Source organism: Pseudomonas fluorescens (assembly GCF_001648775.1).
GTDB classification, from domain to species: Bacteria; Pseudomonadota; Gammaproteobacteria; order Pseudomonadales; family Pseudomonadaceae; genus Aquipseudomonas; species Aquipseudomonas fluorescens_M.
In genome coordinates this window covers 128,736-155,578 of sequence record NZ_LVEJ01000016.1, presented here as the reverse complement: position 1 = coordinate 155,578, position 26,843 = coordinate 128,736, and the positions used below count along the sequence as shown (strand labels likewise).

The following is a 26,843-nucleotide window of genomic DNA, read 5'->3' as shown; positions in this document are numbered from 1 at the left end:
CGTCGCTAGGGCGCCGCCGGCAACAGGAAGCGCGCGATCACCGGCAGATGATCGGAGATGCGCAGGGTATCGTCCTGGCGCACCGTCGCTTCGACCCGTTTGATCTTCGGGCTGTAGAACAGGTAATCGACCGTGCGGTCCGGGCCATTCAGGCCGGGGTCGTTGGGATAGTGGGTCAGCCACTGCGCACGGTCGATGCCGCTGGCTTCGTTGTTGGTCGGGATCATCGGGTATTTGTCCCACAGCAGATGCAGTTCGCTGTCGGCGGAGTAGGGCGTGCGCTGTTCGGCCGGCAGGCGGTGGTACTGGCCAAGCGGCAACAGATTGAAGTCGCCGGCGATCAGCCACGGCAGGCCTTGGCTCTCGTACTTGTCGAGCACTTTGGCCACGGCGCTCACTTGTGCCTGCGCGGTGTCATCCGGTTGGCTGGCGCGCTCAAGGTGCGTATTGAACACAGTCAGTTGGCCGCCATCGCTCAAGGGCAGTTTGGTCGCGAGCAGGGCGTCTTTTGGCTGGAATTGACGACTGATGATATTCGCGGAGGCCACCGGCAATTGCAGGCGTTCGGCGTGCTCGATGCGGTAGCGGCTCAGGGTCGCCAGTTGTCGGCCGACGCTGCCGAAGATATGCCGATCAGGGACGAAGTCGGCTTTCCAGTCGAAAGCGCTGGCACTGCACGGGTACAGATCGGCGACGCGTTCCTGCAACAGTTTGAGCTGGTCCTGATAGTCGCTGGCCTTGGCGCCGTCATCGAGTTCCTGCAACAGCACCATATCGGGCTGTTCGTCGCGGATCACCCGCGCCACTTCGTCGAGGCTGAAGGCCATGTCTTCCGGCGTCGGCGCTTCATCATCGCCCTGAGCCAGATCATTCCAGAACACGTAACGCTTGCCGGCCAGAAACTGCACGTTCCAGGTCATGACCTTCAGCGCTTGCCCGGGCACCAGCGTCGGCGCGGTGGCGGTGCAACTGACCGGCAGGGTTTCGCGGGCGTCGGGGCGCCAGGTCAGGCTGAACATCAGCCCGCCGATCAGCACGATGGCGAGCACAACGAGCAACAGGGTGTAGCGCAGTAGGCGGGTCATGGCTCGACTTATAGCGTTACAGAAAGTGGCCCCGAGCATACCTGAGCGCGGGCGCGAAGCCCAAGCGCAGAGCGGTCAGCGTGCGCCATCACGCTTGTCGGGCAATTCACTGATCAGCATGAACAGGCGAAACAGCACCACGCTGGTGAACAGTTGCAGGAAGCTGTGAGCGCTGTCGATCAATATCGCGATCACAGGATTCTGCGGTTCGGGGTAGACCGCCAGCGTCGCGCCTTTGAGCAACCACAGCGGCGTCATCACGCAGAGAATGCACAGCAGGATCCGCCAGAAGTGCCCGCGGGTCAGGCGCAGGCTTTCTTTCATGGCCTGCAACGGTCCCATGCCGCGCAGCACCAGCAGGTATTCGCCGAACGCGAGCATGACCATCAACATCAGACCCGGAAGGAAATACAGCGACAGGCCCAACAGAATCAGCAAGGTGTTCAGCGCCGTGAGCAGGGCGAAACGTGGCCACAGGGTGGCGGCCATCGCCAATAGATCACGGTTGCGCGGCGCCTCGCCACGGCTGCGCGCATCGAGGAACAGGATCAGGGCGGCGGTGTACAGCGGATACACCAGCAGACCGACGACGATACTGATCGCCGAGATGTTTTCCGGCCCGCTGGCGTGGTCGACCACTTGTTGCAAAAACGCTTCGAAAATCACCAGCGGCAGGCACAACTGCACGATGCTGCCCAAATGGCGTTTGAAAAAATACAGAGAGTCGCGCAGTACTTCGAGGGCATTCATCGGTCGGTATCGCAGGTCGAAAACAGTGGCTCACTTTAACCGATGATGGCTGGCGCGACACAAACGTAAACATTCGGTAAAGGTCATTGAAACGTTTTGTCACCGCCTCCATTACAGGAGAGCACCTCGGCCAACGTGGACGAGGGCAACGTTATCCCCGGCAATCTACGAGGTCGCCATGAACAGCGAAGAGCAAACCCTGATCGATGGACTGTTTTCCCGGCTGCAACAGGCCGAAACGGAGGCAGCCCCGCGCGACGCCCAGGCTGAAACGCGGATCAAGGAACACCTGACGCGCCAACCGGCGGCAGGTTATTTCATGACCCAGGCGATTCTGGTGCAAGAGGCGGCGCTCAAGAGCCTCGATGAGCAGAACAAACAACTGACTCAGCAAGTCCAGCGTTTGCAGGCCGAGTTGCAATCGGCCAAGGCGCAGAGTGCCGCGCCGGCATCCAGCGGCGGCGGTGGTTTCCTGTCGAGCATTTTTGGTGGCAGTTCGCGTCCGGCGCCGACCCAAAGTGCCGCCCCGGCGTCGACTGGCGGCTGGCGTGAACCGGCCCCGCAGCAGAACTTCGGCGCTCCAGCACCACAACAGAACTTCGGCGCAACACCGCCTAATTACGCTCAGCAAGCGGCTCCGGCAGCGGGCAGCAGTTTCCTTGGTGGCGCCTTGAAAACCGCCGCCGGTGTCGCCGGTGGCGTGATGCTGGCGCAGGGCATCAGCAGCCTGTTCCATCACAATCAGCAGCCGGAAGAAATCGTTGAAGTGATCAAGGAAGAGCCGGCGCAGGTCGCTGACCAGAGCAACAATGGCTGGGGCGATGATCAGCGTGTGGCCGATAACGGCTTCTCTGGCAACGACCAGGGCGGATTCACCGACACTGACTACAGCAGCGACGACAACTCATCGTTCTTCGATGACGACGATTCCTTCGTCTGACCAACGGTCAATCACCAGGCAACACAAACACTGTGGCGAGGGAGCTTGCTCCCGTTGGACTGCGCAGCAGGCCTTTCTTTGAAAAGATGGGGTCGCTACGCAACCCAACGGGGGCAAGCCCCCTCGCCACAGTGGTTTTTACTGGCATACTGAGCGCCTTTTTCGGGCCCCGCGCCCGATCCCGCTTCGTGCGCTTGCGCGCCCACAGGAACTCCGGTGAAAAAAATCGCAGTGTTCGCCGACGTGCAGAACCTCTACTACACCGTGCGTCAGGCCTATGGTTGTCACTTCAACTACGCCGCATTGTGGGCCGACATCAGTAAGGACGGGCAGATCGTCGAGGCTTACGCCTACGCGATCGACCGTGGCGACAGCAAGCAGCAGCAGTTCCAGCAGATCCTGCGCAACCTCGGTTTCACCGTGAAGCTCAAGCCCTACATCCAGCGCAGCGACGGCTCGGCCAAGGGCGACTGGGACGTCGGCATCACCCTCGACATCATGGACGCCGCCGACCACGTCGACGAAATCGTCCTGGCCTCCGGTGACGGTGATTTCGACATGCTACTGGAGCGCATCATCAGCAAGCACGGCGTACAAGCAGTCGCCTACGGCGTGCCGGGCCTGACCGCCAATTCGCTGATCCGCGCCGCCAGCCGTTACGTGCCGATCGAAGGCGCGCTGCTGCTGAAGAATTAAGCAGAAAATTTGATTTGTACGGAGTTGAACCCGGTTTGGAACGCATTGCAGTCATCGACTTTGAAACCACCGGCCTCTCGCCGAACAGCAGCTGCCGCGCCACGGAAATCGCCGTGGTCATGCTGGAAAACGGCCGCATCGTCGAGCGTTACCAGAGCCTGATGAACGCTGGCGTGCGCGTCCCCGCATTCATCGAACAACTGACCGGCATCAGCAACGCCATGCTGCGTACCGCGCCGCCGGCCGAACAGGTGATGAACGAGGTCAACGAGTTTGTCGGCTGCACGCCGCTGGTGGCGCACAACGCCTCGTTTGACCAGAAGTTCTGGGACTTTGAACTGGGGCGGATCAAACGCACGCGGTTGCAGAACTTTGCCTGTTCGTTGTTACTGGCGCGCCGGTTGATGCCTGCGGCGCCGAATCACAAGCTCGGTACGCTGACCACTTTTGCGCGTTTGCCGCACACGGGGCAGGCTCACCGGGCGATGGCGGATGCGGAGATGGCGGCGAATCTGATGGCGCATCTGGCGGAGGAGTTGCGCCGCAAGCACGGCGTCAGCGAGCTGTCGCATGAGCTGCTGTGCAAATTGCAGAAAGTCCCGGCCGCGAAAGTCACCGAGCATTTGCAGCGCTACCGCTGACCTGAACCCAGTACAAAACCCCTGTGGGAGCGAGCCTGCTCGCGAAAGCGGTGTATCAGACAACATCAATGTTGAATGAAAAACCGTATTCGCGAGCAGGCTCGCTCCCACAGGGGGAATCATCGTCTTCAGGATTTGCCGTTGCCTTCGATCTGGCCTAACGGCACGCGCTTCTCGATCGCACTCGACAGCACAATAGACGTCTTGCTGAAGCCAAACTTCGCCACGCGATTGATCAACTCCTCCAGCTCCGTCATCGATCCCACCGCGGCCTTCATCATCACGCACGGATCGCCCGTCACTCGAAAGCACTCGGTCAGTTGCGGGATTTTCACCAGCTCGTCGTAGACCTTCTGACTGCCGTTCTGATGCAGGCGCAATTCGATCATGCACTGGATCGGCAGGCCGATTTTCGACAGGTCGATTTTTGCCTCATATCCGGTGATCACCCCGGCTGCCTCAAGCTTGGCCACGCGTTCGGCGACGGCCGGGGCGGAGAGGTTCACTTTGCGCGCGAGGTCGGCGTAGGACGCGCGGCCGTTTTCCAGCAGGGCGCTGAGCAGCATGCGGTCGTATTTGTCCAAGGCCGGACTCCTGAAAATGCCAGACTTTCGAAATCGTGGTTTATTCCACCGATCTCCGTGATTTCTAAAGTGTACCGGCGCTATAAACAGGTTTTGTAACTTATTTTTGCCCGCAAGCCTTTCTAGAATAACTAATCCCGAGAGCCTGATATTTGAGCTGCCCATGCCTGCCTTGCGCCGTTTTTCCTTGCCGCTGATCGCCGCGTTTTTTGCGTTGTACGTGATTTGGGGATCGACCTATCTGGTGATCCGCATCGGCGTCGAATACTGGCCACCGCTGATGCTTGGCGGTGTGCGCTTCGTGATCGCTGGCACGTTGATGTACGCCTTCCTGCGCTGGCGCGGGGCACCGGCGCCGACCTGGGCGCAATGGAAAGCGGCGGGGATCATCGGGATTTTGCTGCTCAGTTTCGGTAACGGCGCGGTGAGTGTGGCCGAGCACACCGGCGTGGCTTCTGGTGTAGCGGCGTTGGCGGTGGCGACCGTGCCTTTGTTCACGCTGCTGTGCGGATATTTCTGGGGCGCGCGCAATACGCGTCTGGAGTGGGCCGGTGTGGCGTTGGGGATTGTCGGTATTGCCATGCTCAACATGGGCTCCAACCTGCAATCGAGTCCGATGGGCGCGGCGTTGCTGATTTTCGCGGCGGCAGCCTGGGCGTTCGGTTCGGTGTGGAGCAGACATTTGCCGTTGCCGCAGGGCGCCATGGCCAGTGCCGTGGAAATGCTGGTCGGCGGTGTGGTGCTGCTGATCGGCAGCGCCGTCAGTGGCGAGCGTCTGCAAGCAATGCCGCCAGTTGAAGGCTGGCTGGCGCTGGCGTACCTGATCTTCTTTGGATCGATCATCGCCTTCAACTCTTATATGTATTTGCTCAAGCACGTGCGTCCAGCGGCAGCGACCAGTTATGCCTACGTCAACCCGGCGGTCGCGGTGTTGCTGGGGATTGTGTTTGTCGGCGAGACCATCGGGATCGAGGAAGCGCTGGCGATGCTGGTGATCATCAGCGCTGTGGTGTTGATCGGGCTGCCGCAGTGGCGCCGTCCTTCACAGCCGCCGATCGTAGCGCCGACAGCCGTTCGCGAAGAACAGCGTACGAATTAGGGTAAACTGCGCGGCATTGCATGCCCGCGTCATTTTTTCCTACGGTACTCCCATGACTTTCGCCACCCTTGGCCTGATCGAACCCTTGCTGCGCTCCCTCGAGACGCTCGGCTACCAGACCCCGACGCCGGTTCAGGCGCAAGCCATTCCGGCCGTGCTGGCGGGTCGTGACCTGATGGCTGCCGCCCAGACCGGCACCGGCAAGACCGCCGGTTTCGCCTTGCCGCTGCTGCAGTTGCTGAGCATGGAAGGGCCGAAAGTCGCTGCCAATTCGGCGCGTGCGCTGATTCTGGTGCCGACCCGTGAGCTGGCCGAGCAGGTTCATGAGTCTGTGCGCCAGTACGCCGAAAACCTGCCGCTGCGCACTTATGCGGTTTACGGCGGTGTCAGCATCAATCCGCAGATGATGAAGCTGCGCGGCGGCGTCGATGTGCTGGTCGCCACGCCGGGTCGCCTGATCGACCTGTTCCGCCAGAACGCGCTGAAACTCGATCAGTTGCAGACTCTGGTGCTGGATGAAGCCGACCGTATGCTCGACCTGGGCTTCTCCGAAGAGCTGGCGAACATTTACCGCATGCTGCCGAAAAAGCGCCAGACCCTGCTGTTCTCCGCGACCTTTTCCGATGATATCCGCCTGCTGGCCGGGCAAATGCTCAACGATCCGCTGAGCGTTGAAGTCAGCCCGCGCAACGTCGCCGCCAATACGGTCAAGCAGTGGATCGTGACGGTGGATAAGAAGCGCAAGGCCGAACTGTTTGTGCACCTGATGCGCAAGAACAAGTGGAAGCAGGTGCTGGTGTTCGCCAAGACCCGTAATGGTGTCGATGCGCTGGTGGAAAAACTTCAGGGCCTCGGTGTGAATGCCGACGGTATCCACGGCGACAAGCCGCAGGCAACCCGTCAGCGCGCGCTGGATCGTTTCAAACTCAGTGAAGTGCAGATTCTGGTCGCAACCGACGTTGCAGCGCGGGGACTGGATATCGAAGACTTGCCGTTGGTGATCAACTTTGATCTGCCAATCGTGGCTGAAGACTACATCCACCGCATTGGTCGTACCGGCCGAGCGGGCGCGACCGGTGAGGCGATCTCGTTGGTTTGTGCGGATGAAGTGAACATGTTGTCGGCGATCGAGATGCTGACGCGGCAGACCTTGAAGCGTCAGAACGAACCGGATTTCGAACCTGAGCACCGCGTGCCGGATACCGACGCCAGTGGTCAGGTGATCAAGAAGCCGAAGAAACCGAAGAAGCCGAAAGCTTCTGGCGGTGGCGGCAAGCGTAATCTGGGCAAGTGGGTGGACAGTGGCGAGACGCAGGCGCCGGAGCCATCGATCAAGCCTGTGCGTAAAGTGCCGGTGTTTAACACTGGACCTCGCAAGCGTAAGCCTTAAAGTCAAAAGCCCCTCACCCTAACCCTCTCCCAGGGGGAGAGGGGACTGATTGGGGGATATTCGGAATTACGCCGACCTGGTCCGACTGTTGTGAATCCACAATCGGCTCAGTCTTTCAGGTCGATGCATGACAGCAGACACCTCGGTCGGCTGACAAAATCCATAATCGACTCGGTGTTTCAGGTCGATGGATGACGTCAGACACCTCGGCCAGCCCTACTGAAAGTGCTTTGCCGAATCCATAATCGACTCGGTCCTTCAGGTCGATGGATGACGTCAGACACCTCGGTCGGCTCCCTCTCCCTCTGGGAGAGGGCTGGGGTGAGGGTTCAGGCAGACGCCGCGGATTTGAGCCACTGCACAATCCCCAACCCAGCCGCCCGCCCGCTGGCAAAACACCCCGTCAGCAAATAGCCACCCGTCGGCGCTTCCCAATCGAGCATCTCCCCCGCGCAGAACACCCCCGGCAACGCCTTGAGCATCAGGCGCTCATCCATCGCCTCGAACGTCACGCCCCCGGCACTGCTGATCGCCTCGTCCAACGGCCGCGTTTTGAGCAGAGTCAGCGGCAAGGCTTTGATCGCCCGCGCCAACAGCGCCGGATCGGCGAAGGTCGCCGAATCGGTCAACTCCCGCAACAGCGCCGCTTTCACTCCATCAATCCCGACCTGACTGTGCAAATGCTTGGCCATCGAACGCGAACCGCGTGGCTTGCTCAACGCCGCCTGCAATTTATCCACAGGCCGGTCGGGCAGCAGATCGATGTGAATAAGCGCCGCGCCATGCTGATTGATCGCCTCCCGAATCGGCGCCGACAGCGCGTAAATCAGGCTGCCTTCAATGCCGGTCGCGGTGATCACGCACTCGCCCAAGCGCGGCACATCGTCGTTCAAACCGATGGCGATATTTTTCAGCGGCGCGCCGGCGAATTTACTCACCATCAATTCGCTCCAGGCCTGCACCTCGAAGCCGCAATTGCTTGGCTGCAACGGCGCCAGTCCTACACCGCGTTGCTCCAGAGGCAGCATCCAAGCGCCGTCGGAACCGAGGCGAGCCCAACTGCCGCCGCCAAGGGCGAGCAGGGTGGCGTCGGGTTTCACGGTGATTTCGCCCTCGGGGCTGTCAATGCGCAGCGCGCCGTGTTCATCCCAACCGAGCCAGCGGTGGCGGGTGTGGATAACTACGCCACTGTCGCGCAGGCGTTTGAGCCATGCGCGTAGCAGCGGGGCGGCTTTCATGTCGGTAGGAAATACGCGACCAGAGCTGCCGATAAAGGTTTCGATGCCCAGATCATGAATCCATTGGCATAACGCATCGGCGTCGAAGCCGCGCAGCAGCGGGGCGATTTGCGGTGCGCGTTCGGCGTAGCGCGAGAGGAACGTCGGGTAGGCTTCGGAGTGGGTGATGTTCATGCCGCCGACGCCGGCCAGCAGGAATTTGCGTCCCACAGAAGGCATGCCGTCATAGAGGTCGACACGAATTCCAGCCTGGCTCAGCACTTCAGCGGCCATCAGGCCGGCAGGGCCACCGCCGATAATGGCGACGTGAGCGGAGGAGGAGGCGGAGTTCTGGGTCATGGCGTGCGCTGCGGTATGGCGGGATAAGGCGCGCATTCTAACAGCGCAGATCAATGTGGGAGATCCTTGTGGGAGCGAGCTTGCTCGCGAAAGCGGTGGGTCAGTCAATTAAATGTTGAGTGTACCGACGCCTTCGCGAGCAGGCTCGCTCCCACAGGAGAGTTTGATGAGCTCAGTATGTGGTTGAAAAATGATCAGTGCGCTGCAGGCCATAACCGGTATGGCCTGTAGTCCCTTTCACTCAGGTTATCCACAGGCAGTTCCACAGCGATTGTGGGTAAAGCAGCACAGCTCAATGACAACCGTGTGACTGCCAGACCCGTTGCGCACTGTGATGGAGGATGCCGTGGCGGCGGGCGAGGGCGTGGCGATCCTTGCTGTAGCCGCCGCCGATCACGCCCATCACCGGAATATCGCGGCCCAGACAATGGCGCATCACGCTTTCATCACGAGCAGCGACGCCTGCGTCGGTCAGTTGCAGATAACCGAGGGCGTCGTCCTTGTGCACATCCACTCCGGCGTCGTACAGCACCAGATCCGGTTGATACAGCGGCAGCAGGTAATTGAGTGTGTCGTCGACCACTTTCAAATAATCAGCATCGCCCATGCCTTTGGGCAGCGGAATGTCCCAGTCACTTTCCGCTTTTCGTGCAGGAAAATTCTTCTCGCAGTGCAGGGAAACGGTAACTGCCTCCGACGTGTCATGCAGGATCCGTGCGGTGCCGTCACCCTGATGCACGTCGCAATCGAAGATCAGCACGCGATTCACCCGGCCGCTTTGCAGCATGTAATGGCTGATGATCGCCAGGTCATTGAAGATGCAGAAGCCTGCCGGATAGTCGTAATGCGCATGGTGAGTGCCGCCGGCCAAGTGACAGGCCAGCCCATGCTCCAAGGCTTTCTCCGCGGCCAGAATCGAACCGCCGACCGCGCGCACCGTACGTCGCGCCAGAGCCTCATTCCATGGCAAGCCAAGGCGCCGCTGGTCTTCGCGGGACAACTCGCCGCTCATGTAGCGTTCGATATACGCACGGTCATGGGCGAGGGCGAGGATGTCGTTGGGGCAGATCTCCGGCCGCAACAGGTCGGCGTCGCGGGTCAAACCGCTGTCGACCAGGTGATCGCGCAACAACCGAAACTTGTCCATCGGGAAGCGGTGATCCGCCGGAAACTCGGGGCTGTAGTCTTCGTGGTAGATCAGCGGCAATGGCATGGCGATTTCGTGTAGGAACGTAGGAATAAGTGAAGGATCCTACCAGCGATGTAGACTTGCGGCATGGAAACGGAGGAGCACGATGGAGCCGATACTGGAACTGCAAAGCGCGCGCCTGCTGATGCGACAGTGGCAGGACGAGGATTTGCCGGCATTTGCGGCGATGTGTGCCGATCCTCAGGTGATGCGCTATTTTCCGGCACCGTTGAGCCGATTGGAAAGCGCCTCGATGATCGGCCGCGTGCGCGGGCATTTTGCCGAGCACGGTTTCGGCTTGTGGGCGCTGGAGCGCAAGGACAGCGGCGAATTTATCGGTTTCACCGGACTCGGCGTGGTCGGCTTTGATGCGCCGTTCACTCCAGCGGTGGAAATCGGCTGGCGTCTGGCCAAGGAACATTGGGGGCTGGGTTATGCCAGTGAAGCGGCGTGGACCGCTCTGCGTTGCGGCTTTGACCGCTTGGCCTTGAAGGAAATCGTTTCCTTCACTGCGCAAAGCAATCTGCCGTCGGAGAAAGTCATGCAGGCGATTGGCATGCATCACGCCCCGGAAGATGATTTCGATCACCCGAAACTGGCCGTCGATCACCCGCTACGCCGGCATGTGCTGTACCGCATCACTCGGGAACAATGGCTGCAAACCTTGCATGGCTAAGCCGACACGGACGTTTACAATGGCCGCCATATCATTGGCCCGTGCCAGAATCTGAATCGGCCGCCGCAGCCAAGACTGCGCGGCATAGCTTTGTGTGAGGAGAGTCTGAATGAGCCAAGTGTTGGAAGATCTGGTCGACCTGCTGACCCTGGAACCGATCGAAGAAAACCTGTTCCGTGGCCGTAGCCAGGACCTGGGTTTCCGTCAGTTGTTCGGTGGTCAGGTGCTCGGCCAGTCGCTGTCGGCGGCCAGTCAGACGGTTGAAGAGGCGCGTCATGTGCATTCCATGCACGGTTATTTCCTGCGTCCGGGCGATGCCAAGTTGCCGGTGGTTTATTCGGTTGATCGCGTGCGCGATGGCGGCAGTTTCAGCACGCGTCGGGTTACCGCCATTCAGAAGGGCCACCCGATTTTCACCTGCAGCGCTTCGTTTCAGTACGACGAGGCAGGCTTCGAGCACCAGAGTCAGATGCCGGTCGTGGTCGGCCCGGAAAACCTGCCGTCGGAGCTGGAACTGACTCAGCAACGCGCGCACCTGATTCCGGAACACATGCGTGAAAAACTGCTGTGCCCGAAACCGATCGAAGTGCGCCCGGTCACCGAGAAAGACCCGTACAACCCGCAACCGGCCGATCCGGTGAAGTACGTGTGGTTTCGCGCTGATGGCGCACTGGCCGACATCCCGGCGCTGCACAAATACCTGCTGGCCTACGCCTCGGACTTCGGCCTGCTGACCACCTCGATGCTGCCCCACGGCAAGTCGGTCTGGCAGAAAGACATGCAGGTCGCCAGCCTCGATCACGCGCTGTGGTTCCACAACGATCTGCGCGCCGATGACTGGTTGCTCTACGCGATGGACAGTCCTTGGGCCGGCAATTCCCGCGGGTTTTCCCGTGGCAGCGTGTACAACCGCGCCGGGCAACTGGTCGCGTCGGTGACGCAGGAAGGCTTGATCCGCCATCGCAAGGATTGGGCATGAGCCTGCAAGAGGTGAAGCACTGGGTGTTCGACATGGACGGCACGCTGACCGTCGCCGTGCATGATTTTGCGGCGATTCGCGTGGCGCTGGCGATTCCGCCGCAGGACGACATCCTCACTCATCTGGCCGCGTTGCCGGCAGATGAGGCCGCAGCGAAGCACGCCTGGTTGCTTGAACACGAAAGGGATCTGGCGCAGGGTTCGACCCCGGCGACCGGTGCGGTGGAGCTGGTGCGCGATCTGCATGCGCGCGGCTATCGCCTTGGCATTCTGACCCGCAATGCGCGGGAACTGGCGCATGTGACGCTGGAGGCGATTGGGCTGGCTGACTGCTTTGCCGTCGAAGACGTTTTGGGCCGCGACGAAGCGCCGCCGAAACCGCATCCGGGTGGTTTGTTGAAACTGGCAGACGCCTGGCAAGTGCCGGCCAGCGAGATGGTCATGGTCGGTGATTACCGTTTCGATCTGGATTGCGGGCGAGCAGCGGGCGCGCGAACGGTGTTGGTGAATCTGCCGGATAACCCGTGGCCGGAGTTGACGGATTGGCATGCGAAGGATTGTGTCGAGTTGCGGCGGATGCTTCTGGCCTGAAATCTCCGGTGCCTGAGCTGGCCTCTTCGCGAGCAAGCTCGCTCCCACATTTGGAACACATTCCCCTGTGGGAGCGAGCTTGCTCGCGAAGAGGGCATAAGGTCCACCAGAGAGCTTATTATTCAAACAACGCCTTCTGCCCCTCCGGCGAGGTCAACATCCCATCGCCGTTATGCCCGACCCCCGGCACTTCCACCAGCCGCTGATTCACCCCTTCCGGATGCCGGCGCAGCAAATACCCGAAGTACAACTTCCCACGCTCCAGGCGATACGCACCTTGCGCCTCGGCTTCACAACCCTTGTCCAGCGCCGGATGCTTGGGATCGATGTCCTGCTGCCCGAGCAGATAAATCACCTCGCGTTTGACGTAACTGCTTTCAAGCTGCAACGGCGTTTGCCCACCGGCGTACACCGGCGTGTCTGACAGACCATACTTCCAGCGATTGAAACCCACGCACTTGGCGTGATCGAACGCCACCGGTCGTTGCTCATTGAAATACGCATAGGAAGACGGATTGGCCACTACATAACGAAGGCGAATGCCGTTGGCCTTCAACGCTGGCTGATCCTTGGCGAGCAGGGCATAACGCTGCACCACTTGACCGCCACCGGAGTGGCCGAAAATCACGATCTGCTTCACGTCGGGAAACTGTTTGCGATCGCTGATCCGCGCGACGATCTCATCGAGCGCCGCGTAGGAACTCAACGGATTCGGTCCTGTGGATAACCCGCCGCCCATCCATTCGTTGCCTTGCCAGCGCAGCAGCGTCGGCGGCAACGAATACAGGGCCACGTCGCTTTCATTGAGAAACTGCGGGGCAATCACCAGCGTATGAGCGGTTTGTCCCGCCAGCTCTGCAGCGCTCTCGGCGCTTTTGCGATAGGTCTCGGCGTTGCGTAATCGGCCATGAATGACGATCAGCACGCGTTCGATTTTCTCCGGCGCAGGTCCGATGCCTAGCGCCATTTCCCCGGCCTTGAGTTGCAAACGACCGGGGCTGATCGCATCGACACCGGCGGCTTGCGCGGTGCTGCCAACAATCAGTAAAGCCAAAAGCCATTTATGCATTTACAGGTTTTTCGCCGCGAAGGTGTCGCACTGGCCGACCTGGCCCTGCGCGAATCCGGTTTTGAACCAGCGCACCCTTTGCGCCGACGTACCGTGGGTAAACGAGTCCGGCACCACACGGCCCTGACCTTGTTGTTGCAAGCGATCATCACCGATGGCGTTGGCCGCGTTCAAGGCTTCTTCGATGTCGCCCGGTTCCAGCCAGTTCAGACGCTTTTGCGCGCTGTAGGCCCAGACGCCGGCAAGGCAGTCGGCCTGCAATTCCTGGCGCACCAGCAAACCGCCGTCACCTTCCATTTGCCGACCCTGCTGGCGGGCTGCCTGAATTTTCGCCGAGACGCCGAGAAGCGTCTGCACATGGTGTCCGACTTCGTGAGCGATCACGTAGGCCTGAGCGAAATCACCGGCGGCCTTGAAGCGTTGCGACATCTCCTGGAAGAACGCCATGTCCAGATAGACCTTCTGGTCAGCCGGGCAGTAGAACGGACCGGTTGCCGAGGTCGCCAGACCGCAGGCGGAATTGACCCGATTGCTGAACAGCACCAGGGTCGGATCTTTATATTGGCGCCCGGCCTGTTGGAAAATCGCGCCCCAGGTGTCTTCGGTATCGCCGAGGATCGAGCGGACGAATTCGGCCTGTTCATCGTTGGCTGGCGGCGCCTGTCGGGTTTGCGAGGTCGGCGCCGGTTGCTGACCCACTTGCCCGGTCAGTTGGCCGAGAATCTGCAACGGGTCCTGCCCGGTGATCCAGCCGATACCGACGATCAGCAGAATCGCCCCGAGGCTCAGGCCTTTGCCGCCGCCGAAACGCATGCCGCCGCCACCGCCGGCATCATCACCACGGGCATCGACGACGTTGTCACTGCGTCGGCCTTTTTTCCATAGCATGTGGGAATCCTCTGTTTGTATCGGGTGCTGATGAGTGTTGCTGCTGTGTGAGTGTGGCGCCAGTCCGGTCGTCCGTCTATTGGCCACACGCAAACAGGCCCGGCCTCGTGCTGACGAGGTCGGGCCTGTTATTGACGATGGCGAGGCCTGCGAATTCAATCCCGTGGCGGGTTTCTTTCAGCAGGTCATGGTTTAGCGATCAAAGGCATCCCACTCGGGGGCAAAATCCGGGCTGACCTGACGTTCGCGTTTCGACAGTGCGGCGATCAATGCGCGGTCTTCATCGTCGAGTTCGACCTTGAGTGATGCCAGGTTGGCCAGTTGATTGGCACGGCTGCTGGCCTTGGGAATCGCCGCGACGTTGGGTTGATCGAGTAACCATTTCAACGCCACTTGAGTCGGCAGCACGCCGTGCTTTTGGGCGATCTGTTGAATCTGCGGGATGTCCGAGACCTTGTTGCGTGCCAGTGGCGTGTAGGCCGTCAGTGCCATGTCGTGTTGGCGGGCGTAGTCGAGCAGGGCGTTTTGGCCGAGGAGGACGTGGTACTCGACCTGAATCGCTGACAGACCAATCCCATATTCCTCGACGACATTGCGCAGCAACGGCAGAGGAAAATTCGCCACACCGATGTTGCGTGCCAAGCCTTGCTCCTTGAAGGAGGCCAACGTGGCGAGGGTGCTTGGCAAATCCCAGTCGGTGGTCGGCCAGTGGATCATGAACAGGTCAACGTAGTCGCTGCGCAAAGCAGTAAGGCTGCGGTCCAGGGAATGGCGCATCGCATCGGGTTGCAACTGGTCCCACCAGACCTTGGTGGTGACGTGAATCTGCTCGCGCGGTGTCGGCGTATTCGCCAATGCTTGTCCGACCGCGTCTTCATTGTTGTAGGCCGCTGCCGTGTCGATGTGTCGATAACCCAATTCCAGCGCTTGCTCGACGGCGCGGGTGCATTCGTCGTCGAGCATCGGCCAGGTGCCGAGACCGAGTTTCGGCATGTTCAAACCCTGGGCATTAACGATGTGCTGCATGGTCGATCTCCTGTTCGAAAGCAGTCATGCCGGCAATGTGCCGGGCGGCGATGTAACCGAAAGTCAGGGCCGGGCCGAGGTTGATCCCGCCCGCCGGGTAGTGGCCACCCATGATGCTGGCCATGTCACCGCCGGCGGCGTAGAGGCCGGCGATGGGCTGTTCGTTGGCATCCAGCACTTGCGCGTGCGGGTTGACCCTGAGCCCGGCGAAGGTGCCGAAGCAGCCCGGTTGGACTTTCACCGCGTAAAAAGGGCCGTGTTCTATTGGGGCAACGCAAGGGTTGGGAAGGTTCGCCGGGTCACCCTGTTTGCGGTTGTAAGGTGTTGTGCCGCGCCCGAACAACGGGTCTACGCCATGGCGTGCATGGCGGTTGTAGTCGTCGACGGTGTGGCGCAAGCCGCCTGGATCGATGCCACAAGCGCTGGCCAATTCTTCAACGCTGTTACCGGTTTTCAGATAGCCGCTGCGGATAAATTCTGACACGGGCAGCGGAAACGGCCTCGATATGCCGAGGCCATAACGCCGTTGAAAGGCGTGGGTGCAGATCAGCCACGAGGCGACCTCCTCACCTTCCGGCGCCGCATCGACCATGGCGCTGACGTAGTCGTAGTAACCGTTGGCTTCGTTGACGAAGCGTTGGCCGTTACGCAGCACGCCGATGATCCCCGGTTTTCCGCGTTCGATGATGTGTGGGAAATGGCCGGTGCTGCCGTCGGCATGTGGCACCTGCGATACCGGTGCCCAGGCCACGGGTGAGGCCACATCGGTATTGACCCGTGCGCCAACGCTTTCGCCCAGGCGCAGGCCATCGCCGTTGACGGCCAGCGGTGGCAGTGCCCAGTGTTCATGGCCGGTCGGAGTGCGTGGGAACAAGGCTTTGCGCCGCTCGATGTCGTTGGCGAAACCACCGGCGGCGAGCACCACGGCTTTGCGTGCATGAATGCGGACCGGGCCTTTGTGAGTGTTGATCACGGCGCCCGAAACGCGTGAACCGTCACGCAGCAGTTCCGTCACAGGCGCCGATTCCCAGAGCAGAACGCCAAGGTCTTCGGCGGACTTTGCCAGCCGTGCCACCAGCGCCACACCGTTGACCAGTTGCATGGCCCGGCCATGCACGGCAAGGTCAAACAGATGTCGAGTGAAGCGTTGGGTCACGTGCCATGCAGCTTTCAATGAGCGGGTCAGATTGAGGAATGCCGACAGATCCGCCCCGGCCATAATCGGCATGCCCATGAAGGACGTTTCGCGCATCGTTGTACGAAGGCGCTTGAGCAGGCGTCCGACCTTGCGTCCGTCATAAGGCGCTGCGATCACCGAGCGGCCGCCGGTGCCGGCACCCGGCGTGTCGCCATGAATGTCGGCAATGGCGTTGCCGTCAGCAAATTGCAGGGCGGTGTGCTGCTCGAAAAACGCGACCATGCGCGGCCCCGCTTCGAGGAAGGCGTCGATCATTGCCGGATCAAAATGCTCACCCAGTTCATGGCGCAGATAGGTGCGTGGTTGTTCGATGTCTTCGATGATGCCGGCACGCCGTGCCAAAGGATTGCACGGCACCCACGCCCAACCGCCCGACCAGGCGGTGGCGCCGCCGAACACTGAGTCTTTTTCGACGACGATGACTTTCAATCCATGCCATGCGGCGGTCACGGCGGCTGACAACCCGGCGGCGCCAGAACCGACGACCAATACGTCGCAGTCGATATCAGGGAGTTCGGCAGGCATCAAACAACGCTCCAGCGATCAATTGTTTTTGGAATTTGATTCCAGAAAGTAACCAGTGTTGCTGTCGTGCGACAAGCCTTGAACCCACAAAGCGGGCGGTTATCGAACAGCTGGTTCCAGATTTCGCTTTGTCGCCGATGTCTTCTAGAATTGGCGAAATTTCATTTGGATTTCCCCATGGCCGGCAGTCAAATCGAACGGGTTTTCAGCGTGCTGGAAAGCCTCACCAGTGATCCGCGCGGGCTGCCGATGCAGACGCTGGCCGAGCAACTGGACATCCCCAAGAGCGCAACGCACCGCTTGCTCGCCGAGCTGGTACGCCTGGGCTACGTGCGACAGAATCCGGAAACCTTGCGCTATCACCTGTCGACCAAACTGGTCGCGATGGGCTTTCAATACCTGTCGAGCAGCGGTGCCGATATTGTCCAGCCGGTGCTTGATCGGCTGGCTCAGGAAACCGGTGAACTGGTGCGTCTGGGCGTAATCGATGGCGAGCGGCAGACCTGGATCGCCAAGGCTCAGGGCGCGCGCACCGGTTTGCGTTATGACCCGGACATGGGCCGCGATGCGCCGCTGTTTTACACCGCCTCCGGGCATGCGTGGCTGGCGTGCATGAGTGACGCTGAGGCGCTGTCGTTGGTCGAGCGCCAGGCGGCAGAGGTGCCGGTGGGCGTCGGGCCGAATGCGCCGCGCTCCAATATCGAATTGCTGGAACGCCTGCGCCTGGCTCGCGAACAAGGTTATGCCTGTGTCGAAGAGAGTTCGGCAGTGGGGACTTCGGCGATTGCGGCGGTGGTCAGACATCCCACTGATGGTCGGGTGATCGGCGTGCTCAGTATCGCCGGGCCGAGTGCGCGAATGCCGGGCGCGCGGTTGCATGAGCTGGCGCCGTTGTTGCTGAAATTCACCGAGGAATTATCAGCGGCTAGCCTGGCCTCGGAACTGTTTATCTAATCCGAATTCACATAGGCCTCTGTGGGAGCGAGCTTGCTCGCGAATGCGTTCTGTCATTCAGTATTCAGGTCAGCTGAAAATCCGCTTTCGCGAGCAAGCTCGCTCCCACATTTGATTTTGGGTTGTTCATGGAAATTGTGCGGTGTTCGCACGGTTTTGTGGTTGATGGGTTTTTGATTCTGGAACTCGGTTCTAAATTGTTGCTGGAGTGGTATTCCAATAACAATCACAAGAGGATCGCGCCTTGAATTCGCCCCTTCGAATCGCCCTGATCGGCGCCGGCAACATGGGCCAGCAACATTACCGGCATCTGCAAACCCTCAGCGAAGCGACGCTGTGCGCGGTGGCTGATCCGGGCCCGCAAGCACAAGCTCTTGCGGCGCAATGGGGTGTAAGGCATTTCACCGATCACTGTCAGATGCTCGAGCACGTCAGGCCAGACGCGGTGATCGTCGCCAATCCGAATAATCAACACGTCAGCACCGCGCTCGATTGTCTGGCGGCGGGTGTGCCGGTGCTTCTGGAGAAACCGGTCGGCGTGCACCTCGATGAAGTGCGCGAACTGGTGGCTGCGGTAAACAGCAGCGGCGTGCCGGTGTTGGTTGGCCACCATCGACGCCACAATCCGCTGATCGTGCGCGCCCATGAATGGGTGCAGAGCGGGGCGCTCGGGCGTCTGACCACGGTCACGGCGCTGTTCCAGCTGCGCAAACCGGATCACTACTTCGACATCCCATGGCGCCGCGAACCGGGCGCCGGGATGTTGCTGACCAACCTGATTCACGACCTCGATTTGCTGCGGCACCTGTGCGGCGAAGTGCGCTCGGTGCAAGCGATCACCGACAACGCTGTGCGGGGTTTTGCCAATGAAGACAGCGCGGCGGTGTTGCTGCAATTCGAGGGCGGCACATTGGGTACGTTGAGCGGATCGGATGGGGTCGCCGCGCCATGGAGTTGGGAGCTGAGTTGCGGCGAGAACCCGGTGTATCCGCGTCAGGCCGATCAGCCGTGCTATCTGCTGGCCGGTACGGCCGGGGCCTTGAGCATTCCGCAGCTCAAACGCTGGCATTACGCGGCTGATCAGGTCGACGCCGGTTGGCATGATCCGTTGCTGGTGGTCGAAGAGTCCTACAGCGGTGACGAAGCTTTGCGCCTGCAGTTACTGCATTTCGTACAAGTGGCGCGGCGTGAAGTCGAGCCGTTGGTCAGTGCCGCCGATGCCGCCCGCACCCTTGCGCTGATTGACGCCATTCGCGAGGCCGCCGCTACCGGTCGAGCCTGCGCCCCTGCACTGATCGAGGCTTGAACATGAGTGAACGAATCCTCTCATTGGCCAGCCTCACGGTGCTGGAGTTGTCGCCACCGCAAATGGTCGAAGTGGCGGCGCGTGCCGGTTACAGCCATGTCGGTTTACGCCTTGAGCCGGCGACGCCTGAGGAATATCACTTCCCGTTGGTGGCCGATGGCGACTTGCGGCGTCAGACGTTGGCGCACTTGCGCGACACCGGCATCCGCGTGCTCGATGTGGAAATCCTGCGTCTGAAGCCGCAAACCGTCGTCGCTGACTTTGAGAAACTTCTCAGCGTGGGCGCGCAATTGGGCGCCACTGAATTACTCGTCGCCGGCAATGATCCTGACGAGCAGCGGCTCACCGATAACTTTGCGGCACTGTGTGATCTGGCCGCGCCTTACGGGTTGCATCCGCACCTGGAGTTCATGCCCTGGACGGATGCACGCAATCTGCAGCAAGCGCTGCGAATTGTTGAAAACGCTGATCGGGACAACGCCGCGGTGTTGGTCGACGCTTTCCACTTTGATCGTTCGGCGTCGCGACTGGAGGATCTGCAAGCGGTGCCAGCGGCGCGCCTGCGTTATGCGCAATTATGTGATGTGGCGGGGCCGAGGCCGTCAGACATGGCCGAGATCTTGCGTCAGGCGCGCAATGAGCGGCGGTTTCCCGGCGAGGGCGATTGTGATTTGCTCGGGTTGTTGCGGGCACTGCCGACTAATATTGCGTTGAGCCTGGAAATTCCCACGGTGAAACTGCTGGAGCAGGGCGTGAGCGGATTGCAGCGAGCGCAGATGGCGATTGATAAAACCCGAGCGTTGTTGGCGCGGCTGTAAGCGGTGCTGCGCACCTATCGCGGGCAAGCCCGCTCCCACAGGGACAGTGTCGTTCCTGTGGCGGCGATACTTGCCTGCGAAGATTTTTGATCTTTTTGGCAACACAAGGAAACTCAATGACCGTCAGCACTCCGCTCTCCGGTGTCAACCAACCCTTCAAGGGGATCTTGCTGATTGTCGTGGCAACCTTCCTGTTCTCCAGCCATGACGCGCTGTCGAAATACCTGTCCGGGTTCTATCCCATCGTGATGGTGGTCTGGGCGCGTTATCTGGTGCACACCTTGCTGATGGCAGGGATTTTTCTGCCGCAGTCCGGGTTGCGCGTCCTGCGTACCAAGAAGCCGTTATGGCAATTGGTCCGGGCACTTTGTCTGCTCGGCACCAGCCTGTTTTTCACCACCGCGCTGTTGTACATCCCGTTGGCGGAAGCCACGGCGGTCAACTTTCTTGCGCCGGTTTTGGTGACAGCCTTGTCCGTGCCGCTGCTCAAGGAACGGGTCAGTCGCGGCCAATGGATTGCGGTGATCTGCGGCTTTATCGGCGTGCTGATCATCGTCCACCCCGGCGGCGAACTGTTCACACCTGCGGTGTTGTTGCCGTTCTGTTCGGCGCTGTTTTTCTGCTTCTATCAGTTGCTGACCCGCAAGCTTGCGCAAATCGACAGCCCGACCACCAGTAACTTTTTTGCCGGGCTGTGCAACACGCTGGTGATGAGTGCGCTAGTGCCGTTCTTTTGGCAGGTGCCGACGCTGACCCATGCCGGGCTGATGCTGGCATTGGGCAGCTGTGGGATGACCGCGCATTTGTTTCTGACCCAGGCGTTTCGCCATGCCGCTCCGGCGTTGCTCGCACCGTTCGGTTATTGCCAGATTGTGTTCGCAGGGTTGTTGGGCTGGCTGCTGTTCAATCACACGCCGAGCCTGTTGACGGTGATCGGTATTGCAGTGATCTGTTGCAGCGGACTGGCGGCAGCGTGGCAACAGAGCCGCCGTTGAGCAGGCAGCGCAAGAAACTGTGGGAGCGAGCTTGCTCGCGAAAGCGGTGTGTCAGTCACATTTGTTTCGACTGTCAGTCCGCATTCGCGAGCAAGCTCGCTCCCACAAGGGGCCAATCAAGTGGCCAGGTTATTCGGTGATGGTAGGAATTTTGCGCGGTGCCATGAAGTACATCCACGTCAGCGCAATGAAATACATCGCCGGGATCAGGGTGAACAACACCGTGTAGTTGTTATTGGTGACGGTGAGAATGTGGCCGACGATCTGGGTCATGAACATCCCGCCGATCGCCGCGCACATGCCACCGAAACCGAACACCGTGCTCATCATGTGCTTGGGCGTGTAGTCCATCACCAGGCTCCAGATGTTCGCGGTCCACGCCTGATGCGCGCCGATGGCCAGAGAGATAGCGGCCACTGCAACCCACAGATTCGCCGAACCGGCCGCCATCACCACGCCAATGATGCAGCAGGCAAACAGGAACATCGACAGCAGCCGCGCCTTGATCGAATTCATCCCGCGACCGATCAGGAATGAAGACAAGATGCCGCCGCCAACGCTGCCGAAGTCAGCCGTGACGTAGATGATGATCAGCGGAATGCCCATCTGGGTGACGTTGATGCCCAGGTTGTATTGCTGATTGAGAAACGGCGGCAGCCAGTACAGGTAGAACCAGAACACCGGCGCGGTCAGCGAGTAGGCGAGGGCGAAGGCCCAGGTGCCGCGCATGCGCAGGATTTTCGAGAACGGCACGCGGGCCTGTTCCGGCTCGACTTCTTGCTGGATGTAGTCCAGTTCGGACTGTTTAACGCTCGGGTGATCTTCCGGGTTGAAGTACTTCAAGCCCCAGAACAGCAACCAGATGCCGCCCAGCGCCGACATGCACAGGAACGCCGCTTGCCAGCCCCAGACGTGGAGAACCAGTGGCAGCAGCATGGGCGTGAACATCGCGCCGACGTTGGTGCCGGCGTTGAAGATGCCGGTGGCGACCGCACGTTCGCCGGCCGGAAACCACAGGCGCGTGGTTTTCACGCAGGCCGGGTAGTTCGCCGCTTCCGTCAGGCCGAGGATGAACCGGCAGACCATGAAACCGACGGCTGACGTTGCCAAGCCATGAGCGCCGGTGGCCAGGCTCCACAGCAGCACGGCGCAGAAGAACACGCGTTTGACGCCGACCCGGTCGATCAACCGCCCCTGCAGGACGAAACCGATCGCGTAGCCGACCTGAAACCAGAAGTTGATGTTGGCGTAATCCATCGCCGTCCAGCTCATTTCCTTGGCGAGGATCGGCTGCATGACGCCGAGGGCGGCGCGGTCGATGTAGTTCAGGGTGGTGGCGAAAAACACCAGCGCCAGCATGCCCCATCGGGTCTTGCCGACGGCCATGGCGCCGCGGATCTTGTCGCCGATGCCACCCGTGGCAGTGCTCATGGCCGGAGCCATGCGGGAAGTCTGTGAAGGAATCATGTGTTCCACCCGTTTTTGGATTTGTTATTTGGTGTGCTTTTTTTTGTGCACGCTGCGACCGGTGGTTCAGATCCGGACTCAATGTGCGGTCGATGTTGGGCAGTGGACGAAAAATCGTCAATTCGCCAAACCGCCATTGTGTTCGATAATCGCACGCAAAACTAACCGGGTAGTACACTTTAAATTGCTGCCACGTTCGATGCAGCCAATAATTTCCCTCACTACAAAAACCATCCCAGCCAAAAAGCGGCGAAGTCCGGGAGTTGAAACATGCAGCGTTCCATTGCCACCGTTTCCTTGAGCGGCACCCTGCCGGAAAAACTCGAAGCCATCGCCGCCGCCGGGTTCGACGGGGTGGAGATTTTCGAAAACGACCTGCTGTATTACGACGGCAGTCCGCGCGAAGTTAAGCAGATGTGCGCCGACCTCGGCATCGCCATCACCCTGTTTCAGCCGTTCCGCGACTTCGAAGGCTGCCGCCGCGATCGTCTGGCGCGCAATCTGGAACGCGCCGAGCGCAAGTTCGACCTGATGCAGGAGTTGGGCACCGATCTGGTGCTGGTCTGCAGCAACGCCTCGGCCGACAGCGTCGGCGATCAACAAATCCTGGTCGATGATCTGCGCTTGCTGGCCGAGCATGCCGGCGCACGCGGTTTGCGCATTGGTTACGAAGCGCTGGCGTGGGGCCGTCACGTGAATACTTATCAACAGGTCTGGGACATCGTGCGTCAGGCCGATCACCCGAGCCTCGGGGTGTTGCTCGACAGCTTTCACACCTTGTCGCTGAAGGGCGATCCGCGCGCCATCGCCGACATTCCCGGCGACAAAATCTTCTTCGTGCAAATGGCCGATGCGCCGATCCTGGCCATGGATGTGCTGGAGTGGAGCCGGCATTTCCGCTGTTTCCCGGGGCAGGGCGAATTCGATCTGCCGGGGTTTCTCGCGCCGATCATCCAGAGCGGTTACACCGGGCCGCTGTCGCTGGAAATCTTCAATGACGGCTTCCGCGCCGCGCCACCACGGGCCAATGCCGCCGACGGTTTGCGTTCGCTGCTGTATCTGGAAGAGAAGACCCGCCAGCGTCTGGAGGACGCCGAACCTGTGGCCAACCGCGAAATACTCTTCGAAACACCGAAAGCCAGCGAGTACGACGGCATCGAGTTTCTTGAGTTCGCCGTTGATGAAAGCCTCGGCGCCAAGCTGTCGAACTGGCTGGAGCGTCTCGGTTTCGTCAAAGCGGGCCAGCATCGCTCCAAGAGCGTGAGCCTGTTGCGCCAGGGCGATATCAACCTGATCCTCAACTCCGAACCGTATTCGTTTGCTCACAGCTTTTTTGAAGCCCACGGCCCATCGTTGTGCGCCACGGCTGTGCGGGTCAAGGACAGCGCCAGTGCGCTGGCGCGCGCGGTCGCTTACAAAGGTCAGCCTTATCGCGGACTGGTCGGCCCCAACGAACTGGAACTGGCGGCGGTGCGCGCGCCGGACGGCAGCCTGATTTATCTGGTCGATGAACAGGCCGATGTCTACGGCACCGATTTCAATCTGCTCGCGGATGCGCCGGCCCGTGGCGGTCTCAAACGCATCGATCACATGGCCATGGCGCTGCCAGCCGACAGCCTCGACAGTTGGGTGCTGTTCTATAAGAGCCTGCTGGATTTCGAAGCGGACGATGAAGTGGTGCTGCCCGACCCGTACGGTCTGGTGAAAAGCCGCGCACTGCGCAGCCGCGACAGCTCGATCCGTTTGCCGCTGAACATTTCCGAGAACCGCAACACCGCCATTTCCCACGCGCTGTCGAGTTATCGCGGCTCCGGTGTGCATCACATCGCCTTCGATTGTGACGACATCTTCGCCGAAGTCAGTCGCGCCAAAGAGGCCGGCGTGCCGCTGCTGGATATCCCGCTCAACTATTACGACGACCTCGCCGCACGCTTTGATTTCGACGACGAATTTCTCAGTGAGCTGGCGTATTACAACGTGCTGTACGACCGTGACGCGCAGGGTGGTGAGCTGTTTCACGTCTACACCGAGCCGTTCGAAGGGCGCTTCTTCTTCGAGATCATCCAGCGCAAGAACGGCTACGCCGGTTACGGTGCGGCGAACGTCGCGGTGCGACTGGCGGCGATGGCCAAATCACGCAGTGGCGCCGTGCGCCAGGCGAAGTTGTAGGAAATTCGTAAACGCGGGATTAAACACAGGTCCCGCGGCTTCCTTCACTGTGCTGCGCGGCCCATAATCGCCGCCTGTGCAGTGATGGCCGTGAGCCCGCAATGACGATGAATACAGAACTTTCCGCAGCTACTGAAGTTTCCGCCGTAGAGCCGCGCAAGAGTCGCAAGAACAACCCGGAAAAGACCCGCGAGAATATCCTGCAGGAGGCGATCGTCGAGTTCGTTCAGCAGGGTTTGTCCGGTGCCCGCGTCGATGCGATCGCCGAGCGTATCCACACCTCCAAGCGCATGATCTATTACTACTTCGGCAGTAAGGAACAGTTGTACGTCGAGGTGCTGGAGAAGCTTTACGGCGATATCCGCAGCACCGAAAACCGCCTGCACCTGGCCGAGTTGGCGCCGGTGGCGGCGATTCGCCGATTGGTCGAGTTCACCTTCGATCACCATGATCGCAACGTCGATTTCGTGCGCATCGTCAGCATCGAAAACATCCACAACGCTGAATACGTGAAGCGTTCCGATGCGATCAAGGCGATGAACAACACCATCCTCGATTCGCTGAGCGAGATTCTGCGGCGTGGCGCTGATGAAGGTGTATTCCGTGCCGGGCTGGATGCGCTGGATGTGCATCTGCTGATCAGTTCGTTCTGTTTCTATCGCGTGTCGAACCGGCACACGTTTGGCGAGATCTTCCAGATTGATCTGCCGGATGAAAGCATCAAGCAGCGGCATCGCGAGATGATTTGCGAATCGGTGTTGCGCTACCTGCAGGCTTGACGCTTTTCCCTGTGGGAGCGAGCTTGCTCGCGAAAGCGGTGTATCAGGCAATGCATGTATTGCCTGACGGTACGCCTTCGCGAGCAAGCTCGCTCCCACACAGGTTCAACCATTCATGCTTTGAAAATGCGCCAGCATCCGCTGCGCATCCGGCACCACGCCGCTGAACAACTCAAACGCCTTCACTGCCTGAAACACCGCCATGTTGCCGCCATCCAGCGTCCGGCATCCCAGCGCGCGGGCATTGCGCAGCAGTTCGGTTTCCAGCGGGAAGTACACAATCTCCGCCACCCACAATTCCTTGCGCAGCAGTTCGACCGGCACCGGCATGCCCGGCAGTTTGGCCATGCCCATCGGCGTGGTGTTCACCAGCCCGTCAGCCTGATTCAGCGAGCTCGGCAGATCATGCCCGGCGATCGCACGAGCAACGCCGAAATGCTCATTGAGATTGTTCGCCAGGCTCCCGGCGCGCTCACTGTCGACATCGAAGATAGTCAGTTGCTGCACGCCTTCGCTCAGTAATGCGTGGGCCACTGCCGCACCCGCGCCGCCGGCGCCCATCTGGACTACACGTTCACGCGCAGCATCCTTCAGGCCACGGCGAAAACCTTCGGCAAAACCCAGGCAGTCAGTGTTGTGGCCGACACGTTTGCCGTCCTTCAACACCACCGTGTTCACCGCGCCGATGCCCTTGGCTTCCGGCGACAATTCATCCAGCAGCGGGATGATCGCCTGCTTGCACGGGAAGGTGATGTTCAGGCCGGTGTAGTTCATCCGCTCGGCCGCCAGCAGCAAGTCGGGCAGGGCGGTGCTGTCCATTTTCAACTGATCGAGATCGATCAATCGATACAGATAACGCATGCCCTGCGCATCGCCTTCATGTTCATGCAGCGCCGGCGTGCGCGAGGCCTGAATGCCTGCGCCGATCAGTCCGGCGAGTATCACGTTAGAGCGAGACATGTGATTCACCCCTTCAACCGCTGACTGAAATGTTCCAGCGCCAGGCGATAGCCATTGCTGCCAAACCCGGCCATCACCGCCGTGGCAATCGCCGAGACAAACGAGTGATGACGAAACGGTTCGCGGGCATGGACGTTGGACAGGTGCACTTCGATCACCGGCAATTCACTGGCCACCAGCGCATCGCGAATCGCCACCGAAGTGTGCGTCCACGCTGCGGGATTGATCACGATCCCGGCGCAACGGCCACGGGCGGCGTGAATCCAGTCGAGCAGTTCGCCTTCGTGATTGGTCTGGCGAAACTCCACGGCCAGGCCGAATTCTTCAGCAGCGCGACCGCACAACGCCGAGATATCCGCCAGGGTTTCGTGACCGTAAGTCGCCGGCTCGCGGGTGCCGAGCAGGTTCAGGTTCGGGCCGTTGAGCACCAGAACGATAGGGGGCATGAGGGGTGACTCCACTTATTGTTTTTGGCTTTGGCCAGAGGTTTCGG

The 26,843-nt window shown here is 60.4% G+C and carries 26 protein-coding genes; 14 read left to right on the top strand and 12 right to left on the bottom strand.

What is annotated here, in order from left to right; genetic code table 11:
- Positions 1-5 precede the first annotated feature (5 nt).
- Complete coding sequence (locus A8O26_RS15365) at positions 6-1,085, bottom strand: endonuclease/exonuclease/phosphatase family protein (RefSeq protein WP_064118788.1); 1,080 nt, start codon at positions 1,083-1,085, stop codon at positions 6-8.
- A 75-nt stretch (positions 1,086-1,160) separates the two neighbouring features.
- Positions 1,161-1,835, bottom strand: a complete 675-nt coding sequence (locus tag A8O26_RS15360; protein WP_064118787.1) for a YciC family protein — start codon at positions 1,833-1,835, stop codon at positions 1,161-1,163.
- A 178-nt stretch (positions 1,836-2,013) separates the two neighbouring features.
- Between A8O26_RS15360 and A8O26_RS15355 the strand changes: the two genes are divergently transcribed.
- From A8O26_RS15355 to A8O26_RS15345, 3 genes are all read left to right on the top strand, one after another.
- Entirely contained in the window at positions 2,014-2,775 is a 762-nt protein-coding gene (locus A8O26_RS15355) for a DUF2076 domain-containing protein (RefSeq protein WP_064118786.1), read from the top strand.
- A gap of 216 nt (positions 2,776-2,991) precedes the next feature.
- Positions 2,992-3,471 (top strand): LabA-like NYN domain-containing protein, encoded by a 480-nt coding sequence (locus tag A8O26_RS15350; protein WP_007949802.1) that lies wholly within the window; start codon positions 2,992-2,994, stop codon positions 3,469-3,471.
- Between the two features lie 35 nt (positions 3,472-3,506).
- Complete coding sequence (locus tag A8O26_RS15345) at positions 3,507-4,112, top strand: 3'-5' exonuclease (RefSeq protein WP_064118785.1); 606 nt, start codon at positions 3,507-3,509, stop codon at positions 4,110-4,112.
- Positions 4,113-4,240: 128 nt separating this feature from the next.
- Here A8O26_RS15345 and A8O26_RS15340 read toward each other — a convergent pair whose 3' ends face one another.
- Positions 4,241-4,696, bottom strand: a complete 456-nt coding sequence (locus tag A8O26_RS15340) for an Lrp/AsnC family transcriptional regulator (protein WP_064118784.1) — start codon at positions 4,694-4,696, stop codon at positions 4,241-4,243.
- Between the two features lie 163 nt (positions 4,697-4,859).
- On the opposite strand from A8O26_RS15340, the gene yedA reads away from it, so the two are divergent.
- Both yedA and A8O26_RS15330 read left to right on the top strand, forming a co-directional pair.
- Positions 4,860-5,795, top strand: coding sequence for a drug/metabolite exporter YedA (gene yedA / locus A8O26_RS15335; protein ID WP_064118783.1), 936 nt, complete (start codon positions 4,860-4,862; stop codon positions 5,793-5,795).
- Positions 5,796-5,847: 52 nt separating this feature from the next.
- Positions 5,848-7,185: a DEAD/DEAH box helicase gene (locus A8O26_RS15330; RefSeq protein WP_064118782.1), complete on the top strand. Its 1,338-nt coding sequence runs from the start codon at positions 5,848-5,850 to the stop codon at positions 7,183-7,185.
- Positions 7,186-7,514: 329 nt separating this feature from the next.
- On the opposite strand, the gene A8O26_RS15325 is transcribed toward A8O26_RS15330, so the two are convergent.
- Both A8O26_RS15325 and A8O26_RS15320 read right to left on the bottom strand, forming a co-directional pair.
- Complete coding sequence (locus tag A8O26_RS15325; protein WP_064118880.1) at positions 7,515-8,762, bottom strand: TIGR03862 family flavoprotein; 1,248 nt, start codon at positions 8,760-8,762, stop codon at positions 7,515-7,517.
- Between the two features lie 292 nt (positions 8,763-9,054).
- Positions 9,055-9,975, bottom strand: a complete 921-nt coding sequence (locus tag A8O26_RS15320; protein WP_064118781.1) for a histone deacetylase family protein — start codon at positions 9,973-9,975, stop codon at positions 9,055-9,057.
- Between the two features lie 82 nt (positions 9,976-10,057).
- On the opposite strand from A8O26_RS15320, the gene A8O26_RS15315 reads away from it, so the two are divergent.
- The 3 genes from A8O26_RS15315 to A8O26_RS15305 all read left to right on the top strand — a co-directional run bounded on the left by A8O26_RS15315 (position 10,058) and on the right by A8O26_RS15305 (position 12,196).
- Positions 10,058-10,627, top strand: coding sequence for a GNAT family N-acetyltransferase (locus A8O26_RS15315; RefSeq protein WP_064118780.1), 570 nt, complete (start codon positions 10,058-10,060; stop codon positions 10,625-10,627).
- Between the two features lie 109 nt (positions 10,628-10,736).
- Positions 10,737-11,606: an acyl-CoA thioesterase II gene (gene tesB, locus A8O26_RS15310; protein WP_003228466.1), complete on the top strand. Its 870-nt coding sequence runs from the start codon at positions 10,737-10,739 to the stop codon at positions 11,604-11,606.
- Complete coding sequence (locus tag A8O26_RS15305; RefSeq protein ID WP_064118779.1) at positions 11,603-12,196, top strand: HAD family hydrolase; 594 nt, start codon at positions 11,603-11,605, stop codon at positions 12,194-12,196. Before tesB ends, A8O26_RS15305 begins: the two co-directional genes overlap by 4 nt.
- A gap of 118 nt (positions 12,197-12,314) precedes the next feature.
- Here the strand turns inward: A8O26_RS15305 and A8O26_RS15300 are convergent, their stop codons facing one another.
- The 4 genes from A8O26_RS15300 to A8O26_RS15285 all read right to left on the bottom strand — a co-directional run bounded on the left by A8O26_RS15300 (position 12,315) and on the right by A8O26_RS15285 (position 16,902).
- Positions 12,315-13,265: an alpha/beta hydrolase gene (locus A8O26_RS15300; RefSeq protein WP_064118778.1), complete on the bottom strand. Its 951-nt coding sequence runs from the start codon at positions 13,263-13,265 to the stop codon at positions 12,315-12,317.
- Positions 13,266-14,153 (bottom strand): KPN_02809 family neutral zinc metallopeptidase, encoded by an 888-nt coding sequence (ypfJ, locus tag A8O26_RS15295; RefSeq protein ID WP_064118777.1) that lies wholly within the window; start codon positions 14,151-14,153, stop codon positions 13,266-13,268. It lies immediately after the preceding gene.
- Positions 14,154-14,345: 192 nt separating this feature from the next.
- Positions 14,346-15,179: an aldo/keto reductase gene (locus A8O26_RS15290; protein ID WP_064118776.1), complete on the bottom strand. Its 834-nt coding sequence runs from the start codon at positions 15,177-15,179 to the stop codon at positions 14,346-14,348.
- Complete coding sequence (locus tag A8O26_RS15285; protein ID WP_064118775.1) at positions 15,163-16,902, bottom strand: FAD-dependent oxidoreductase; 1,740 nt, start codon at positions 16,900-16,902, stop codon at positions 15,163-15,165. The genes A8O26_RS15290 and A8O26_RS15285 overlap by 17 nt, the downstream gene beginning before the upstream one ends.
- 177 nt (positions 16,903-17,079) lie before the next feature.
- Here A8O26_RS15285 and A8O26_RS15280 point away from each other — a divergent pair, with 177 nt between their 5' ends.
- The 4 genes from A8O26_RS15280 to A8O26_RS15265 all read left to right on the top strand — a co-directional run bounded on the left by A8O26_RS15280 (position 17,080) and on the right by A8O26_RS15265 (position 20,975).
- Complete coding sequence (locus tag A8O26_RS15280) at positions 17,080-17,856, top strand: IclR family transcriptional regulator (protein WP_064118774.1); 777 nt, start codon at positions 17,080-17,082, stop codon at positions 17,854-17,856.
- Positions 17,857-18,100: 244 nt separating this feature from the next.
- Entirely contained in the window at positions 18,101-19,162 is a 1,062-nt protein-coding gene (locus A8O26_RS15275) for a Gfo/Idh/MocA family protein (protein WP_064118773.1), read from the top strand.
- 2 nt (positions 19,163-19,164) lie between these two features.
- Complete coding sequence (locus A8O26_RS15270; RefSeq protein ID WP_064118772.1) at positions 19,165-19,980, top strand: sugar phosphate isomerase/epimerase family protein; 816 nt, start codon at positions 19,165-19,167, stop codon at positions 19,978-19,980.
- Positions 19,981-20,096: 116 nt separating this feature from the next.
- Positions 20,097-20,975 carry a DMT family transporter gene (locus A8O26_RS15265; RefSeq protein WP_064118771.1) on the top strand — a complete coding sequence of 293 codons (879 nt, stop codon included), beginning with the start codon at positions 20,097-20,099 and terminating at the stop codon, positions 20,973-20,975.
- A 129-nt stretch (positions 20,976-21,104) separates the two neighbouring features.
- On the opposite strand, the gene A8O26_RS15260 is transcribed toward A8O26_RS15265, so the two are convergent.
- Complete coding sequence (locus A8O26_RS15260; RefSeq protein ID WP_064118770.1) at positions 21,105-22,442, bottom strand: MFS transporter; 1,338 nt, start codon at positions 22,440-22,442, stop codon at positions 21,105-21,107.
- Positions 22,443-22,712: 270 nt separating this feature from the next.
- Here A8O26_RS15260 and quiC point away from each other — a divergent pair, with 270 nt between their 5' ends.
- Together quiC and A8O26_RS15250 are read left to right on the top strand one after the other, a co-directional pair.
- Complete coding sequence (gene quiC / locus A8O26_RS15255) at positions 22,713-24,611, top strand: 3-dehydroshikimate dehydratase QuiC (protein WP_064118769.1); 1,899 nt, start codon at positions 22,713-22,715, stop codon at positions 24,609-24,611.
- Between the two features lie 101 nt (positions 24,612-24,712).
- Positions 24,713-25,390 carry a TetR family transcriptional regulator gene (locus tag A8O26_RS15250; protein WP_064118768.1) on the top strand — a complete coding sequence of 226 codons (678 nt, stop codon included), beginning with the start codon at positions 24,713-24,715 and terminating at the stop codon, positions 25,388-25,390.
- Positions 25,391-25,495: 105 nt separating this feature from the next.
- Here A8O26_RS15250 and A8O26_RS15245 read toward each other — a convergent pair whose 3' ends face one another.
- Together A8O26_RS15245 and aroQ are read right to left on the bottom strand one after the other, a co-directional pair.
- Positions 25,496-26,350, bottom strand: coding sequence for a shikimate dehydrogenase (locus A8O26_RS15245; RefSeq protein ID WP_064118767.1), 855 nt, complete (start codon positions 26,348-26,350; stop codon positions 25,496-25,498).
- Positions 26,351-26,355: 5 nt separating this feature from the next.
- Entirely contained in the window at positions 26,356-26,796 is a 441-nt protein-coding gene (gene aroQ / locus A8O26_RS15240) for a type II 3-dehydroquinate dehydratase (protein ID WP_064118766.1), read from the bottom strand.
- Between the last annotated feature and the right edge of the window lie 47 nt (positions 26,797-26,843).

What these genes read in the sequence shown, in the direction of transcription:
- A8O26_RS15250 (WP_064118768.1), top strand. Translation starts at nt 24,713, where the DNA reads ATGACGATGAATACAGAACTTTCCGCAGCTACTGAAGTTTCCGCCGTA.
- ypfJ (WP_064118777.1), bottom strand. Translation starts at nt 14,153, where the DNA reads ATGCTATGGAAAAAAGGCCGACGCAGTGACAACGTCGTCGATGCCCGT.
- tesB (WP_003228466.1), top strand. Translation starts at nt 10,737, where the DNA reads ATGAGCCAAGTGTTGGAAGATCTGGTCGACCTGCTGACCCTGGAACCG.
- A8O26_RS15280 (WP_064118774.1), top strand. Translation starts at nt 17,080, where the DNA reads ATGGCCGGCAGTCAAATCGAACGGGTTTTCAGCGTGCTGGAAAGCCTC.
- aroQ (WP_064118766.1), bottom strand. Translation starts at nt 26,796, where the DNA reads ATGCCCCCTATCGTTCTGGTGCTCAACGGCCCGAACCTGAACCTGCTC.
- A8O26_RS15270 (WP_064118772.1), top strand. Translation starts at nt 19,165, where the DNA reads ATGAGTGAACGAATCCTCTCATTGGCCAGCCTCACGGTGCTGGAGTTG.
- A8O26_RS15245 (WP_064118767.1), bottom strand. Translation starts at nt 26,350, where the DNA reads ATGTCTCGCTCTAACGTGATACTCGCCGGACTGATCGGCGCAGGCATT.
- A8O26_RS15355 (WP_064118786.1), top strand. Translation starts at nt 2,014, where the DNA reads ATGAACAGCGAAGAGCAAACCCTGATCGATGGACTGTTTTCCCGGCTG.
- yedA (WP_064118783.1), top strand. Translation starts at nt 4,860, where the DNA reads ATGCCTGCCTTGCGCCGTTTTTCCTTGCCGCTGATCGCCGCGTTTTTT.
- A8O26_RS15325 (WP_064118880.1), bottom strand. Translation starts at nt 8,762, where the DNA reads ATGACCCAGAACTCCGCCTCCTCCTCCGCTCACGTCGCCATTATCGGC.
- A8O26_RS15330 (WP_064118782.1), top strand. Translation starts at nt 5,848, where the DNA reads ATGACTTTCGCCACCCTTGGCCTGATCGAACCCTTGCTGCGCTCCCTC.
- A8O26_RS15260 (WP_064118770.1), bottom strand. Translation starts at nt 22,442, where the DNA reads ATGATTCCTTCACAGACTTCCCGCATGGCTCCGGCCATGAGCACTGCC.
- A8O26_RS15315 (WP_064118780.1), top strand. Translation starts at nt 10,058, where the DNA reads ATGGAGCCGATACTGGAACTGCAAAGCGCGCGCCTGCTGATGCGACAG.
- A8O26_RS15365 (WP_064118788.1), bottom strand. Translation starts at nt 1,085, where the DNA reads ATGACCCGCCTACTGCGCTACACCCTGTTGCTCGTTGTGCTCGCCATC.
- A8O26_RS15320 (WP_064118781.1), bottom strand. Translation starts at nt 9,975, where the DNA reads ATGCCATTGCCGCTGATCTACCACGAAGACTACAGCCCCGAGTTTCCG.
- A8O26_RS15265 (WP_064118771.1), top strand. Translation starts at nt 20,097, where the DNA reads ATGACCGTCAGCACTCCGCTCTCCGGTGTCAACCAACCCTTCAAGGGG.
- A8O26_RS15300 (WP_064118778.1), bottom strand. Translation starts at nt 13,265, where the DNA reads ATGCATAAATGGCTTTTGGCTTTACTGATTGTTGGCAGCACCGCGCAA.
- A8O26_RS15285 (WP_064118775.1), bottom strand. Translation starts at nt 16,902, where the DNA reads ATGCCTGCCGAACTCCCTGATATCGACTGCGACGTATTGGTCGTCGGT.
- quiC (WP_064118769.1), top strand. Translation starts at nt 22,713, where the DNA reads ATGCAGCGTTCCATTGCCACCGTTTCCTTGAGCGGCACCCTGCCGGAA.
- A8O26_RS15305 (WP_064118779.1), top strand. Translation starts at nt 11,603, where the DNA reads ATGAGCCTGCAAGAGGTGAAGCACTGGGTGTTCGACATGGACGGCACG.
- A8O26_RS15360 (WP_064118787.1), bottom strand. Translation starts at nt 1,835, where the DNA reads ATGAATGCCCTCGAAGTACTGCGCGACTCTCTGTATTTTTTCAAACGC.
- A8O26_RS15290 (WP_064118776.1), bottom strand. Translation starts at nt 15,179, where the DNA reads ATGCAGCACATCGTTAATGCCCAGGGTTTGAACATGCCGAAACTCGGT.